Here is a 14,148-nt window from a genome sequence, read left to right as displayed (position 1 = left end):
CAGCGGATCAGCCGGACCGCGAAGGACCCGGTGAAGCGTCGGACCACTTCCACCGAGACGGGACACAAACCGTCCGGGGTGGGGCGGAGCGAGGCCGTCAGAACCGGGAAGGGCGGTCGCCGGCTCGGGCCGGTCTCGCGCTGCGTCCGCCGATGGTGGTGAAGAACTGGGCCGTGGCTAGTTGGATGCCGTAGGACCAGGTGGGGTAGGCGTGGGTGGCCTGGGCAAGGCGGCCGGTGAACATGCCGGTGGCCATGGCCAGGGCTGGTTCGTGGATCATCTCGCCGGCGCGGGTGGCGACGATGGTGGCGCCGAGGACGCGTCCGCCGCCGAGGTTGCGGAGCAGACGGTGTGGTCCGGCGATCAGTTGGATGAAGCCGTCGGTCGCGGCTGCGGTGATGGCACGGTCCATCTCGTTCATCGGTAGGTACGCCACCCGGGCACCGTGGGCGGCGGCCTCGGCTTTGGTCATGCCGACGTGGGCGACCTCGGGATCGGTGAATGTGATCCGGGGAGTGGCGCGCGGGTCGTAGCGGTGGCGGCGCCGGGACAGGGCGTTGCCGGCGGCGAGACGCCCCATCGCGAACGCGGCGTGGGTGAACGGCAAGAGGCCGGTGACGTCACCGGCGGCGTAGATCCCGGATGTGGTGGTGGCGAGGTGGTGGTCGGTGACTATGTGGCCGTGCTCGTCGACCGCGACGCCGGCCCGCTCTAGGTCAAGCCCGGCGATGGTCGGGCGGCGGCCGGTGGCGACGAGGAGTCCGTCGGCCGTGACGTCGGAGCCGTTGTCGAGGGTGAGCCGGACGCCCCCGGCCGGACCTGTGGCGGCGTCGAGCGCACGGGTGCCGACACGTACGTCGATGCCTTCGCGGGCGAACACGTCGGCGATGACGCGGGAGGCGTGCGGTTCCTCGGCCGCGAGGAGCCGGTCGGCCGGTTCGACAAGGGTGACCCGGCTGCCGAGGCGGGCGAACGCCTGGGCGAGTTCACAGCCGACCGAGCCGCCGCCGAGCACCGCCAGAGAGCGGGGCAGGTCGGTCAGGTCGAAGACGGTTTCGGTGGTCAGGTACGGCACGTGGGAGAGGTCGGGAAACGGGGGGATGGCAGGGGACGCGCCGGTGGCGATGACGATCCGGCGAGCCGGCAGGTTGATGCCGTCGATGTCAAGGCGGTTCGGCGCGGTGAACCTTGCCCGGCCGCGCCGGACGTCGACGCCCTCGGCACGTAGCGCGGCCTCGTCTTCCGTAGCGGCGATGGTGGCGACCGCGTCGCGGACCCGTTGCGCGGCGGCCGGGAAGGTGAGCCGTTGGGCGGCGGCTTCGATCAGCGCCTTCGACGGGACACAGCCGGTGAAGGTGCAGTCTCCGCCGGGTGGGCCATCGTTGACCAAGAGTGTCCGGGCACCAGCACCCGCGCCGGCCCGAGCGGCTCCGAGGCCGGCGGCGCCGCCGCCGATGACGACAAGGTCGTAGCCCTCGGTCACGGCTTCTCCGCCACGATCAACCCGTAGCCGATGATCCCGTCACCGACCGCCGCGCGGGTGGCGGCCAGCACGTCGGGAACCCGGTCGAAGTCCAGGCCGGCCGCTTCGGCCTGGTTACGGGCGGTCATCCGGACCAGCGTGAGGCGGGCTTCGATCTGGTCGAGCATGGTGGTCACTGCGGCGTCGTGGCGTTCGGTGCCGGTGATCCGTAAGCCGGCGGCGGTGAGGATCCGTGCGTACTCATCGAGGGGGCGGGCGTCGGCGATGCAGGCGATCCAGCCGCCGAGGCCGGTCAGCTCCGACGGGAGCCGGCCGGAATCGACGGTGACGTCAGTGATGCCGAGCCGCCCGCCGGGGCGCAGCACCCGGGCGAGTTCCGCGGCGGCGGTCGGCTTGTCGGGGAAGGTGCAGAAGGCGCACTCACACACGACCGCGTCGAACGCGCCGTCGCCGGTCGGGAGGCGTTCGGCGTCGCCGTGGGTGAAGCGGACCCGGTCGGCCAGCCCGGCGTCCCGGGCTGCCGCGCCCGCCGCGGTCACGTTCGCCTCGGACAGGTCGACGCCGGTGACCTCTGCCCCGTACTGGGCGGCCAGCATCAGGGCGGTGGCGCCCCGCCCGGCGGCCACGTCGAGCACCGCCGCCCCGGGGCGCGGGGCGAGCCGGTCGACCAGGCGCCGGGTCAGCACGAGGCCGCCCGGATGGTAGGAGTCGCCGAGCAGCAGGGCTACCAGGTCCGAGCCGTAGGCGGCGGCGCAACAGGCCTTGGTTTCGGCGGCGGGGAGCGCCGGCATCGGCTGGTTCATCGGAGCCGCCCGCCGACATTGGTGCTGTCCGCCGCGATCGGCCGACTGCCCGCCGCGCCGGCGCCGTCGGTGGTGGCGGCGACCTTCGATCCGTACGGCGAGTCGGCCAGCACCGCCCGCAGGGGCAGCGCGTTGGGCACCACGTCGGCGACTGGTACCCCGGACATCTGTTCGCGGACCTGCTCCCGGTAGCCGACGGAGTTGTACGCGCAGAACGGGATCAGCCGCCCGTCCGGGGTGATCTCCTCCACGCAGCACTTCATCAACTGTTTGACGTTGAGCGTGTAGGGGTCCTGAAAGTCCTGAATAACGATCATGAAGGCGCGCTCATCGAGGTCGGCGATCGCCTCGGGCAGGTTGATCCCGCAGGCGTCGGCGCAGTCCAGCGCGGCCGCCGCGGCGGAGAGTTGCTCGCTGGTGGAGTCGGTGCCCATGAACGCCGACGCGGACCACAGTTTTTCGAGGGCCTCTCGCACAGCACTGTCCGGCATGACCCGGTTGGCAACGTAGTCGAGGTGGTCGGCGACGTTGAGTAGCCGGGGGATCGCCACCAGGCCGAACCCGGGCATGCCCGGGGTGCCTTCGGTCAGTAGATAGGTGATCGACCGGCAGGTGGGGAAGCAGCATGGCACGGGGAAGAAGTCGCTGGCGCGGAACCAGTCGGGGCGCTGCGCGGCGATGCCGTGGATAATGTCGGAGTTCGTCAGCCGGGTCAGCGGGTCGAACTCGACGTGCCGGCCGGAGTGGGTGACGGGCTGGAACGACACGCTGCGCACCGCCGGGTGGCCGAGGCCGTACTCGACGATCGCGCCGAGTTCGTGGTCGTTGAGGCCACGCTCGACCGCAGCGACGAGGGTGACGGTGAGTCCGACCTCGGCGCAGTTGTCCAACGCCCGTTGTTTGATCTCGCGCAGGTCGCGGCCTCGGATCTCGCGGTGGGTGCGCTCGTCGAAGCCGTCGAACTGCAGGTAGACGTTCACCGCCCGGCCGGGCCGGTTGCGCGCCCCCAACTCGGCGACGAACAGCCGGTCGGAGGCCAGCCGGATGCCGTTGGTGTTGAGGTTGACCGCCTTGATCGGGCGGGCCTGCGCGGCGTCGATGAAGGTCAGGATCTGCTTGTGGATGGTCGGTTCGCCGCCCGAGAACATCACCACCTCCGCCTCGCCCTCACTGGCGACAAACGTGTCGAGCATCCGCTCGCACTGCTCCAGGTCGATGGAGTATCCGTCGGGTTGGTGGCCCGAGTCGGCGAAACAGATCGGGCAGTCCAGGTTGCAGCCGGTGTTCACCTCGATGATGCCCAGGCAGGCGTGCTGCTTGTGCTCCGGGCACAGCCCGCAGTCCGACGGGCAGCCGTCCCGGACCTCGGTCTGGAACGTCAGCGGGATCGTGCCTGGCTTGTTGAACCGAGCGGAGTCCAGGTACATCTGCGCGTCGCCGTAGACCAGCGCCTCGAACTCGCCGTGTTCACGGCAGCGCTTGCGCAGGTACACCTTGTCGTCGCGGATGTTGACCTGGCCGTCGACGACGAACTTGCAGACCGGGCAGATGGACTTGGTGTACTCGATGAAGATCTCGTCTCGGTCCCGCTTCAGCGGCCGGGCGGAGGTTGCGGGAGCGGGTTCGACGGCGGTCATGGGACTCCTCGCGGTGACGGGTGTCGCCGGCACCGTCCTGCCACGGCCCCGGCCTGGTCGACGAATGTGTTGACGTGTCCGATTCTCCGGGCTGCGGCCCCTGGTTGTGTTGAATTGGGAGAGGCCGTTCAGTCACCCCGGGACGGGCTGCGCCGCCGGTCGGGCGCGAGCGCGGCGCGCCACGCGGACCAACAGCGCGGCGTACCCCAGCAGCATGTCCGGCATCCGCGACCACGAGACCATCTGCCCCACCGCCATCGCGGTGTACACCGCGCCCAGCACCGTACGGAGCCACATGCCCTTGAACGCTACGCCGCCGGATACTTGACGACGCTTACGGACGACGTGGAGGCGCTCAGTCGAGGTCAGCCACGTCGAGAGCGGCGGTTTCGCCAGTAGGTGAAGACTGCCAGGGCTAGAAATCCGCCGGTACGACCAACCGTGCGTCCTGCCCGTTCCGCTGCCCCGATCGCTGCGGCGACCAGTCGACCGGGCGCTTCCACCTGCAGCACCGGCAGATTCCCGTAGGCTGTTTCCGCCGCCTGCTCCGCCTCCGGCCGGGACAGGTGGGCCTGGTTGCCGACGAGCGATACCTTCTCCTCGCGGTATCGCCACCGCCAGACGCCGGACTGTTCCTGCCACAGTTCGATCCGGGCGCCCCCGCCGCCACCACCGGCCGGTCGTGTCTCGTCGTCGAGACCAACGTGTCCAGCAGGCTTCACTTTTTCCGGGGGTGACCTCAGCTTTTCGCCCGTTGCCACCTTGTCTGTCCGACTTCCCACACCGCTCGACCGCCGCACCCGCGGCACGTCCGCTCGGCTCAGCTCGCCGCGCTCTCGACCACCGCTGACCGGCAGCGTCCGGGCGACCAGATACGCCATCACACCGACGGGCACTGGCAGCGCCAGCGCGAGCACCCGCAGGATCGAGAGCACGTCCAGCACGGGAACCTTGAGGATCTTGGCAATGATGTCGTCGGCGGCCGCAGCGAGCAGCACGGTGAAGAGGGTCAGTACGCCGACGCCGACGCCGAGCCGGGCCGGGTGGTCGCGGGGCGGGTCGAGCAGTTGGTGCGACAGCCGGTCGCCACCGTGCCGGCGTTCGAGGAACGGCCAGAGGTAGAGGCCGAGGAAGGTGAGGCCGCCGAACAGCACTCCGGGGAGGAAAGGCGACGGGACGAGATGCCCGAAGACCCGGAACTCGACGGCTGGAAAGAGTCGCAGCACCCCGTCACCCCAGGCGATGTACCAGTCGGGTTGGGCGGGTGAGGTCACCTGGTCCGGCTCGAACGGTCCGTAGATCCAGACGGGGTTGATCTGGGCCAGGCCGCCGAGGGCGAAGGTCACCGCGAGGACCCAGGCGAACAACGCGAGGGTACGGAGGGTGTAGCTGGGCCAGAACCGCGAACCCACCACGTTGTTCTCGGTCCGTCCGGGACCGGGGAACTGGCTGTGCTTCTGCCGGATCAGGATGCCGAGGTGTGCGGCGATCAGCGCGGCCAGCACGGCGGGAACGAGCAGCACGTGGGCGACGAACATCCGCGGCACCATCTGCTCGGTCGGGAACTCTCCGCCGAAGGCGAGGAATACCAGCCACTCGCCCACCAGCGGGATCGACTGAGCCACCGAGTAGAGGATCCGCAGCCCAGTGCCGGAGAGCAGGTCGTCCGGGATGGAGTAGCCGGTGAAGCCGTTGAACAGGGCGAGGGCCAACATGGTGACCCCGATGACCCAGTTGAGTTCGCGGGGTTTGCGGAAGGCCCCGGTGAAGAAGATCCGTAGCAGGTGGAGCACGATCGCGCCGACGAAGAGCAGCGCGGCCCAGTGGTGAGTCTGCCGCATCAGCAGGCCGGCCCGGATGTCGAAGCTGAGCCGCACCGTCGAGGCGTACGCGGAGGAGGTGCGGGAGCCGTCCAGAGGCTCGTACGAGCCGGTGTAGACCGTCTCCGCGGTGCTCGGTTCGAAGAACAGGGTCAGGAAGACCCCGGTCAGCACCAACACGACGAACGAGTAGAGGGCGATCTCCCCGAGCATGAACGACCAGTGGTCGGGGAAGACCTTGGCGAGCGCCTTGCGCAGCACCGGCGCGGTGCGCAGCCGGTCGTCGACGGTGCGGGCCAGCCGGCGGAGCAACCAGCGGGTGATCACTTCAGGCTCCAGAATCCAGGCCCGGGCGGAGCGGTAAAGTCGCCGGTGGCGGTGAGGAAACCGGCAGCGTCCACAGTGATCGGCAGGCCGGGCAGCGGCCGGGCGGCCGGGCCGGCGATCGGTCGGGCACCAGCGAGCAGGTCGAAGTTCGACTGGTGGCACGGGCAGAGCATCCGGGCGGTCCCCTGGATGTAGACGGCGACCGGGCAGCCGGCGTGGGTGCAGAGCAGGGAGTAGACGACGATGCCGCCGACGTCCCCGCCTGGTGGCGGCACGGTGAACCGGGCCGGGTCCAGCCGGACGGCGAAGGCCGGCACATCGCCCCGGTTCCGGTGCCCCTCCGGAAAGACCGGCAGCATCGTGCCGCCCGGCACGTCGTCGGGCCGTACCGGAGTGCCGTCGGAGCGGACCAGCCGGACACCGGCGGCCCACGGCGTGGTCCGCAACTCGTGGACCGGCCGGCCACGGTCGAACGGCAGCAACGAACGCAGCGGAAACAGCGCCGCCCCGCCCAACGCACCGAGGGCCAGCGTGAGCATGGCCAGCAGCCCACCACGCCGGGCCGGGCTCTCCGGTCCGAGCAGCGCCTCGTCGGCGAGGTGCCGTTCCGCCGGGGGCGAGTCGAACGGTTCGTGTTCCTCGACGTAGCCGCCGGTGGGCAGGAGCCGACGGGACCACACGCCGAGTCCGGCGGCGAGCCCGGCGAACGCGACCGCCAGGCAGATCCCCTCCAGCTGGGTCTGCCCACCGGTGGCGTACACGATGGCGAAGCCGGCCGCCCCGAGCGTGCTGATGCCAAACGCGACGCCGATGACCCGGGACGCGGTCCGCTCGCCGGGACGTGGCCCGTCCACCCGGCTCACCACGGTTGTCCCCGTTCGGTCGTCATTCGCCCGCCCTGCTACCGAGCCAGCGGGCGACCAGGACCAGCAGCACCAGTCCGATCCCCCAGGCCACCAGCCCCTCCGTGGTGGGACCCAGCCGACCCAACGGCGCCCCGCCCTCGTCCAGCTTGTCGCCCCGCAGCTCCTGGACGTAGCTGGCCAGCGCGTTGACCTGCTCCTGGCTGAGCACACCCTCCGGGAATGCGGGCATCAGCCCAGGGCCGACCCGGACCGCCTCGGCCACCTGGATCGGGCTGGACCCCTCCAGCGACGGGGCGACGAACCCGTTGGTCAGGGTCGCGCCGATTCCGGTGGCGGAGTGGCAGGCGGCGCAGGTGGCGAGGTACAGCTCCCGGCCGTCACGCAGGTCGCCGGGAGCCACCGACGGTATCTCCGGACCGCCGCCGCCGAAGCTGCGCACGTGCGCGACGATGGCCCGGATCTCGTCTGCCGAGAAGGCGGGCCGGCGGTGCGGCGGCTGGGCTGCCTCCTTTTCCAGCGGCATCCGGCCGGTGTTGAGTTGGAAGTCCACCGACGCCGGGCCGACGCCGACCAGGGCCGGTCCGCGCTGGCTGCCCTGGCCGGTGGGGCCGTGGCAGCTCGCGCAGCTGCGCAGGTAGAGATCGGTGCCCCCGGCGGTCGCCGGGTCTGCCGGCGGAGCCGGCGCGGCGCTGGTCGGGCCCGGTGACGCCGGGCCGGCGGAGGTCGGGGTGGCGCCGGGAGTCGGGGTGGGGGCCGGCGCCGCGTGTCCGGTGAGTGGCACCGGCCCGGCGGCGAGGCCCAGTACGGTCGCGATCACCAGGCGGCGTCGGCCGGGCAGTCGGCGGCCGGATGCCGAAGCAGGGCCGGGCACCCGGGTACGTGGGCCGCCCGCAGCGCCCGCCACGGGCCCCGGCGCTGTTGTCGTTCGCCAACTCACCCGTGCTCGCCTCACTCCAGCGTGAACAGGTACGCGGTGATGTCTCGGGCATCGGTCGCGGTGACCCCAAGATCGGGCATCGCGGTACCCGGTTCCACCGACTGCGGGTCCTGGATCCACCGCATCAGGTTCTCCGCGCTGTTCGGTAACGCGCCGGCGATGTACGACCGGGAGCCGAACCGGTCCAGCGGCGGCCCCACCAGCCCGTCCGCCCGATCCACTCCGGGCACGGCGTGGCAACCGCCGCAGCCGTACTGCTGGATGAGGCGTGCCCCCCGGTCGGGGTGTCCCTCACGCAGTTCCGGCGGCGGTGGCGGCGGCACCCGGGCGCACGCGGCCAGGGCGGCCAGCGCAGTGAGCACCACGAGCAACGGTGACCGGGACCAGCCCGGAAGGCTCCGGTTCATCGAGTCTCCCTCCCGACCGCCGGACCCACCGGCGGCCCGTCGGTCGTTCCGCCCCGACCGGCCGGCTCCGGCCCGTCCCCGTCGAACCGGTCACCGGGTGACAGTCCGGTGGTGCGTGGCGAGACCCGGTCCAGGCCGGTGAACCAGCGCAGGAACACCATCGCCGCCGCCACCAGCACAACCACGTCCATCGGAATCCACATCAGCAGGCCGGCGAGCTGCTGGTCGATGAGCGGATCCCCACCTCCGGGCGCCAGGGTGCCGACCGGATAGACGGCAACCGGCGCGAGGGTGAGGGCCGCACCAAGGGCGGAGGCCACCAGCATCGTGGCAACCAGTAGCAACACGGCGACCGGGGCTTCAACCCGGTGTCGGCCGGTGCCGAGCACCACCGACCAGAGCAGCGCCGCCGCCACGACGAACGAGGCGTGCTCGACCAGGTGGACAAACCCGTTCTCGGTCGCCAGCCGGTAGGGGGTGGGCAGGTGCCAGCCCCAGAGCACGGCGCCGTGCAGGACACCGGCCAGCACGGCCAGGCCGCCGGGCCGGCGCAGCCACGTGCCGACGGTCGAGGCACGCCACCGGGCCCAGTACCGACGCAGCCGCCGGGGCGCGGCCAGCGCCAGGGGCAGCCCGACCGCCGCGGCGCCCAGCGCCGGGCCGGCCACCACCAGCAGCACCATGTGCTGCGCCATGTGTCCGGCGAAGGAGCGCTCGGCCACCTCGTGGATCGGCCCGGTCGAGGCGGTCAGCAGCGCACCGACGCCGAGGACGAAGGCCCCGGCGCGCCACCGGGCGACGACCGCGCCGGGGCCGCGTCGGCTCCACAGCTCGTGCAGCCCCCGGCCGTACCCGGCGCTGACCAGCGCGAGCACGGTGACCAGCCCCAGGTTCGTCCACGCCTGCTCCGTCGCGCCGCCGTGGGCCAGCGGCGTGCCCGGGGCGGGCCAACCGGTCACCGCTGGCATGGCGGCAGCACCAGGGCGGCCACGCCGCCGAGTACGATCATGGACAGCGCCAGCAGGTTGAGCCAGAGTCCGACGAAGGCGAGCAGGTGCGTCCGGCCCACCGACCGCTCGCCGCCGGACGGCAGGTCGGCCCGGGTGCGCCGCCAGGCGAGGACCGAGAGGGCGAGCGCGGCCACGGCACCGGCCGCCGGGACGAGCACGGTCAGGGCGATCGCGCCGGTCAGCGGAAACCCGGCCAGGTCGTCGTGCCCGGCCTCGCAGGTGAGTTCGTCGATGCTCCAGGCGGCCAACGAGTGCACGGTCCAGGAGAGCACGCCGCCGAGTACGGCGAACCAGAGCAGCAGCCCGCCGGACAGGGCGGTACGGGGCGACAGTCGCTCGGTCATCACAGCCTCGGCGAGAGGTAGACAGTGCAGAGAATCGCCACCCAGACCACGTCGACGAAGTGCCAGTAGTAGGCGACGATCCGGACTCGTTCGTGTAAGGCGCCGAAACTGCCCTGCATCGACGCGATCAGCAGCCAGCCGACCATGAGCAGGCCGATCGTGACGTGCGCACCGTGGAAGGTGGTGATCGTGTAGAACAACGACCCGTACGCGTTGCTGGTGAAGGTGTACTCCCGCAGGATCTCGGAGTACTCCATACCCTGCAGGCCGAGGAACGTGCCACCCATGACCAGGGTGGCGAGCAGACCGGCCCGCAGCTGCCAGCGGCGACCCCGTCGGATGCCGGCCTCGGCCCAGAGCAACGGCAGGCTGCTGGGCACCAGCACCCCGGTCATGATCAGCGGCAGGAACAGTTCCGGCTCCGCGATCCCGTCCGGCGGCCATGGCGCCCCGTGCTGGAAGCGCAGGTAGAAGTAGCTGCCGAACAGGGCGGCGAAGAGGGTGCTCTCGGTGGTGATGAAGAGCATCACCCCCCACCACGCGGTCGACCGGCCGACCGGCTCCTCGGTGGCGAGCCCGTGCGGGCCGAGGGCCAGGTGCATGCTCCGGGTGGTCATGCCGGCACCCCTGCCTCTTCCGGCGTGCGCCGGGGCGGCCAGAGCCAGGCGGCCAGCGTGCCGGCGGCGAGGAGACCGCCGGCGGCGGCGACCCAGTACCAGGCGAAGAGCAGACCGACGAAGACGACTAGCAGGCCGACGGCGGTGACCAGCGGTCGCAACGTCGGCTCCGGCATCTCCACCGCCCGCTCGTAGTGGCCGTCGAATTCACTGGTGAACACGGCCTGGTGGCCGTCGGCCAGGATCCGGTCCTCGGTCGCGCCCGCGCCGGTCGACTCGGCGGTCCGCGGATCCCAGGCCGGATGCAGGCTGTGGACCCGGGGCAGGACCGGGAAGTTGTACGCCGGCGGCGGCGAGCTGGTGGTCCACTCCAGGCTGTCGCCGTCCCACGGGTCGTCCGGCGCCGGCCGGCCGCGGCGCAACGCGTGTACCACGCCGAGCGCCACCAGCAGCAACCCGACCCCCAGCAGGTACGCCCCGATGGTGGCGGCCAGGTTCCACGGGTCCCAGCCGAGATCGCCGGGATAGGTGTAGACCCGCCGGGGCATGCCGAGCAGCCCGGACAGGTGCATCGGGAAGAAGGTGAGGTTCATGCCGACGAAGACCAGCCAGAACGCCCACCGGCCGAGCGGCTCGCTGAACATCCGGCCGGTCATCTTGGGCAGCCAGTAGTAGATCCCGGCGAGGATGGGGAAGACCGCCCCGCCGAACAGGACGTAGTGGAAGTGCGCCACCACGAAGTAGCTGTCGGTGGTCTGCTGGTCGAAGGCGGTGAACGCGAACATCACGCCGGTGAAGCCGCCGATGACAAAGGTGACCAGGAAGCCGAGGACAAACAGGAACGGCACGCTCAGCACGATGCGACCGAGCAGCATGGTGGCCAGCCAGGCGAAGATCTGTAGACCGGACGGGATGGTGATGATGGTGCTGGCGGCGCTGAAGAAGCCGTACGACAGCTGCGGCAGGCCGGTGGCGAACATGTGGTGCACCCACACACCGAACGAGATGATCGCGATGGCGACGATCGAGAACACGATCAGCGGGTAGCCGACGATGCCGCGCCGGCAGAAGACCGGCAGCACCGCCGAGACGATGCCGAGGGCGGGCATCACGATGATGTAGACGTCCGGATGGCCGAAGATCCAGAACAGATGCTGCCAGAGTAGGACGTTCCCGCCCCGCTCCGGTTCGAAGAAGCGGGTGTCGAAGCGGCGGTCGAGGAAGAGCAGGGCGTTGTCCAGGTTCAGCACCGGGAGCGCGAAGATGACCATGAAGGAGGTGGCGACGATCGCCCAGACGAAGATCGGCACCCGGTTCAGCGACATTCCGGGAGCGCGCAGCTTCAGCGCGGTGACGATGAAATTGATCGCGCCGGCCGTGGTGGAGATGCCGAGGAAGAGCAGACCGAGGGTGTAGACGTCCAGGTGCAGGCCGGGGGTGTTCCGCTCGTCGGTCAGCGGCACGTACGCGAACCAGCCGCCGTTCGGCGCGGCGCCGGCCGGCACGCTGGCCCACATGAACAGCCCGGCGAACAGAAACACCCAGTAGCCGAAGGCGTTCAGCCGGGGAAAGGCCATGTCCCGGGTGCCGAGCATCAGCGGCATCAGGAAGTTGCCGAACCCGAACAGCATCGGCGTCGAGAACAGGAAGATCATCGCCGTGCCGTGCATGCTGAACAGCTGGTTGTACTCGCCTGGCGACAGCAGTTGCGCCTCCGGTCCGGCCAGCTGGGTCCGCATGGCGAGCGCGCTGATCCCGGCGAACGCGAAGAACACCGCCGCGGTGACCAGATACCGGCGCCCGATCCTCTTATGGTCGACGGTGGTGAACCAGGCGGGCAGGGTGGCCGGCTCCGCCCAGTGTCGGGCCAGCGACTCGCGCGCCTGGGTCGCGGCGTCGTGTTGTGCGGTGCTGGACGACATGGCATCCGGCTCCTACCGCAGTGATTGCAGGTAGGCGATGAGGTCGGGCAGGGCCGCCGCGTCGACCGGCTGCGGCGGCATGGCGTTGCCCGGCTTGATCGTCTGGGAGTTGGCGATCCAGCCGCCCAGGTGTCCGCCGTCGTTCGGCACCGCGCCCGCGCCGAGGCTCCACCGGGAGCCGATCGTGGAAAGGTCCGGTCCGACGGTGCCGTCGGCGGCGGTACCCCGGACGGTGTGGCAGGCGACGCAGGCATTCTGGAGGAACGCCTGCTGGCCGCGGCGCTCGGCGTCGCTGTCCGGTACCGGGGCCGGCGCGGCGAGCCGGCCCAGCCAGGCGTCGAAGTCGGCCCGGGGGTGGGCCACCACCAGGAACGCCATGTGTGCGTGCTGCAGGCCGCAGTACTCGGCGCACTGGCCTCGGTACTCGCCCGGCCGCTGGGCGTGCAGCCAGGTCTCCCGTACCTTGCCGGCGATGAGGTCGGTCTTCGGCATCAGTTGCGGCACCCAGAAGCTGTGCAGGACATCGACGGTGCGCAGCCGGACCAGCACCGGTTCGCCCACGGGGATGTGGATTTCGTTCGCGGTCGCCCCGTCAACCCCCGGGTAGCGCACCTCCCACCACCACTTGTGCCCGGTCACCTCGATGGTGGCCGCCGGTGGTCTGTCCGGCTTACCCAGCGCCGCCAGGTCCCGCAGGCCGACTCCGAAGACCGCCACCAGCACCACAAAGGGCAGGCCGGCGCCGGCGACGACGACAAATCGGATCGGATCGGAGTGGTTGATCCGGCGGTCCGGCCGGCGGCGGAACACCAGTGCCCAGGCCAGCAGCGCCATGACCTCGGCGAACACCGCGACCGATATCCAGAACAGCAGCCACCAGAAGCCCTCCACCCGCCGGGCACCCGCGCCGGCCGGATCCAGTGTGGAGGGCGCGCCGGCGGCGCAGCCGGACGCCAGCAGCACGAGCCCGGAGCCGGCGAGTAGGACGAGGCGGCGGCGTCGGTGGCCCGCCCGGTGCCCGCTCACCACCGCGTCACCACCTCTCGCTCGCCCGGTCCGTCGAACCAGGCTAACCAGACAAAGGAGATTATTAGCTCGTTTGCGGATTCAATCCGGTAATCTCCTCTCACTCCTGCATCATCAACACCGTGGGCCTTCCTAGACCGAGATCCGAGAACGACCAGGCCGCCGCTCTTCGTACGCCGCTGACCAGCGGACGGCGTGCGGGCGGCGACCGGCGGAGCCTGGGCTGGCTGGCTGCCGGCCTGGCCGCCGCCGCCACCGCGACCGGCCTGCTGATCGCACCACCCGACGCGCTCCAGGGCGACGCCCAGCGACTGATGTACCTGCATGTGCCGGCCGCCTGGACCGCCTACCTGGCGTTCGCCTCGGTCCTCGCCGCCAGTCTCGGCTACCTTGCCACCCGCGACCTCCGCTGGGACCGGTGCGCGCGGGTCGCCGCGGAACTCGGCGTCGGGCTGACCGGGCTGACCATCAGTCTGGGCGCGCTCTGGGGACGGGCGGTCTGGGGCGCCTGGTGGGTCTGGGATCCGCGACTGGTCAGCACCGCCCTGCTGCTCGTCGTCTACGCCGGTTACCTGGCGCTGCGGCGTGCCCTCGATCCGACCGACGGAGGCGGTGAGATCCGGATCGCGCACCGGGCCGCCCGGGTCGCCGCGCTGGTCGGAATGGCCGGCTTCGCGCTGGTGCCGCTGGTGCACTTCTCCGTCGTCTGGTGGCGGTCCCTGCACCAGCCCGCGACGATCCTCGCCCCGCAGCGTCCCCCGATCGACCCGCTGATGGCGGCCGCGCTGTTGCTGAGCGTCGCTGCGTTCACCGCCACCGCGATGTGGATCTTCCTGCGCCGGCTGGACGCCGTTGAGCGCACCGTCGCCCGTCCGGCTCCGGCGGCGACACCGGAGCTTCTGGAGGCGCGGTGAACGGCTGGCCGGCGGTGTGCACCGGGCTCGTCCTG

14 protein-coding genes are annotated in these 14,148 nt (G+C 71.1%); 1 reads left to right on the top strand and 13 read right to left on the bottom strand.

What is annotated here, in order from left to right; all coding sequences use genetic code 11:
• Positions 1-97: 97 nt before the first annotated feature.
• From ACSMXO_RS25315 to coxB, 13 genes are all read right to left on the bottom strand, one after another.
• Positions 98-1,483, bottom strand: coding sequence for a dihydrolipoyl dehydrogenase family protein (locus ACSMXO_RS25315; RefSeq protein ID WP_455414050.1), 1,386 nt, complete (start codon positions 1,481-1,483; stop codon positions 98-100).
• The gene (locus ACSMXO_RS25310; RefSeq protein WP_455414049.1) at positions 1,480-2,286 is read right to left on the bottom strand and encodes a class I SAM-dependent methyltransferase; all 807 of its coding nucleotides are present in this window, start codon (positions 2,284-2,286) and stop codon (positions 1,480-1,482) included. The genes ACSMXO_RS25315 and ACSMXO_RS25310 overlap by 4 nt, the downstream gene beginning before the upstream one ends.
• A complete protein-coding gene (locus ACSMXO_RS25305; protein ID WP_455419308.1) occupies positions 2,283-3,881 on the bottom strand; it encodes a radical SAM protein in 1,599 nt (532 codons plus the stop codon). Before ACSMXO_RS25305 ends, ACSMXO_RS25310 begins: the two co-directional genes overlap by 4 nt.
• 174 nt (positions 3,882-4,055) lie before the next feature.
• A complete protein-coding gene (locus tag ACSMXO_RS25300) occupies positions 4,056-4,220 on the bottom strand; it encodes a hypothetical protein (protein WP_455414048.1) in 165 nt (54 codons plus the stop codon).
• A 68-nt stretch (positions 4,221-4,288) separates the two neighbouring features.
• Positions 4,289-6,070 carry a cytochrome bc1 complex cytochrome b subunit gene (gene qcrB / locus ACSMXO_RS25295; RefSeq protein ID WP_455414047.1) on the bottom strand — a complete coding sequence of 594 codons (1,782 nt, stop codon included), beginning with the start codon at positions 6,068-6,070 and terminating at the stop codon, positions 4,289-4,291.
• A complete protein-coding gene (locus ACSMXO_RS25290; protein WP_455414046.1) occupies positions 6,067-6,924 on the bottom strand; it encodes a QcrA and Rieske domain-containing protein in 858 nt (285 codons plus the stop codon). Before ACSMXO_RS25290 ends, qcrB begins: the two co-directional genes overlap by 4 nt.
• A 31-nt stretch (positions 6,925-6,955) precedes the next feature.
• Positions 6,956-7,753 (bottom strand): cytochrome bc1 complex diheme cytochrome c subunit, encoded by a 798-nt coding sequence (qcrC, locus tag ACSMXO_RS25285; RefSeq protein ID WP_455414045.1) that lies wholly within the window; start codon positions 7,751-7,753, stop codon positions 6,956-6,958.
• Positions 7,754-7,884: 131 nt separating this feature from the next.
• Positions 7,885-8,280: a c-type cytochrome gene (locus ACSMXO_RS25280; RefSeq protein ID WP_455414044.1), complete on the bottom strand. Its 396-nt coding sequence runs from the start codon at positions 8,278-8,280 to the stop codon at positions 7,885-7,887.
• Positions 8,277-9,248, bottom strand: a complete 972-nt coding sequence (locus tag ACSMXO_RS25275; protein ID WP_455414043.1) for a cytochrome c oxidase assembly protein — start codon at positions 9,246-9,248, stop codon at positions 8,277-8,279. Before ACSMXO_RS25275 ends, ACSMXO_RS25280 begins: the two co-directional genes overlap by 4 nt.
• Positions 9,236-9,634, bottom strand: coding sequence for a hypothetical protein (locus tag ACSMXO_RS25270; RefSeq protein ID WP_455414042.1), 399 nt, complete (start codon positions 9,632-9,634; stop codon positions 9,236-9,238). Before ACSMXO_RS25270 ends, ACSMXO_RS25275 begins: the two co-directional genes overlap by 13 nt.
• Positions 9,634-10,251: a cytochrome c oxidase subunit 3 gene (locus ACSMXO_RS25265; protein WP_455414041.1), complete on the bottom strand. Its 618-nt coding sequence runs from the start codon at positions 10,249-10,251 to the stop codon at positions 9,634-9,636. The genes ACSMXO_RS25270 and ACSMXO_RS25265 overlap by 1 nt, the downstream gene beginning before the upstream one ends.
• A complete protein-coding gene (gene ctaD / locus ACSMXO_RS25260) occupies positions 10,248-12,173 on the bottom strand; it encodes a cytochrome c oxidase subunit I (RefSeq protein WP_455414040.1) in 1,926 nt (641 codons plus the stop codon). Before ctaD ends, ACSMXO_RS25265 begins: the two co-directional genes overlap by 4 nt.
• 12 nt (positions 12,174-12,185) lie before the next feature.
• Positions 12,186-13,202: a cytochrome c oxidase subunit II gene (gene coxB, locus ACSMXO_RS25255; protein WP_455414039.1), complete on the bottom strand. Its 1,017-nt coding sequence runs from the start codon at positions 13,200-13,202 to the stop codon at positions 12,186-12,188.
• 119 nt (positions 13,203-13,321) lie between these two features.
• Here coxB and ccsA point away from each other — a divergent pair, with 119 nt between their 5' ends.
• Positions 13,322-14,113 (top strand): cytochrome c biogenesis protein CcsA, encoded by a 792-nt coding sequence (ccsA, locus tag ACSMXO_RS25250; protein ID WP_455414038.1) that lies wholly within the window; start codon positions 13,322-13,324, stop codon positions 14,111-14,113.
• The last annotated feature ends 35 nt before the right edge of the window (positions 14,114-14,148 follow it).

The organism is Plantactinospora sp. DSM 117369 (assembly GCF_053764795.1).
The sequence above is the reverse complement of the archived record's forward strand: the minus strand, read 5'-3'. Positions and strand labels throughout refer to the sequence as shown.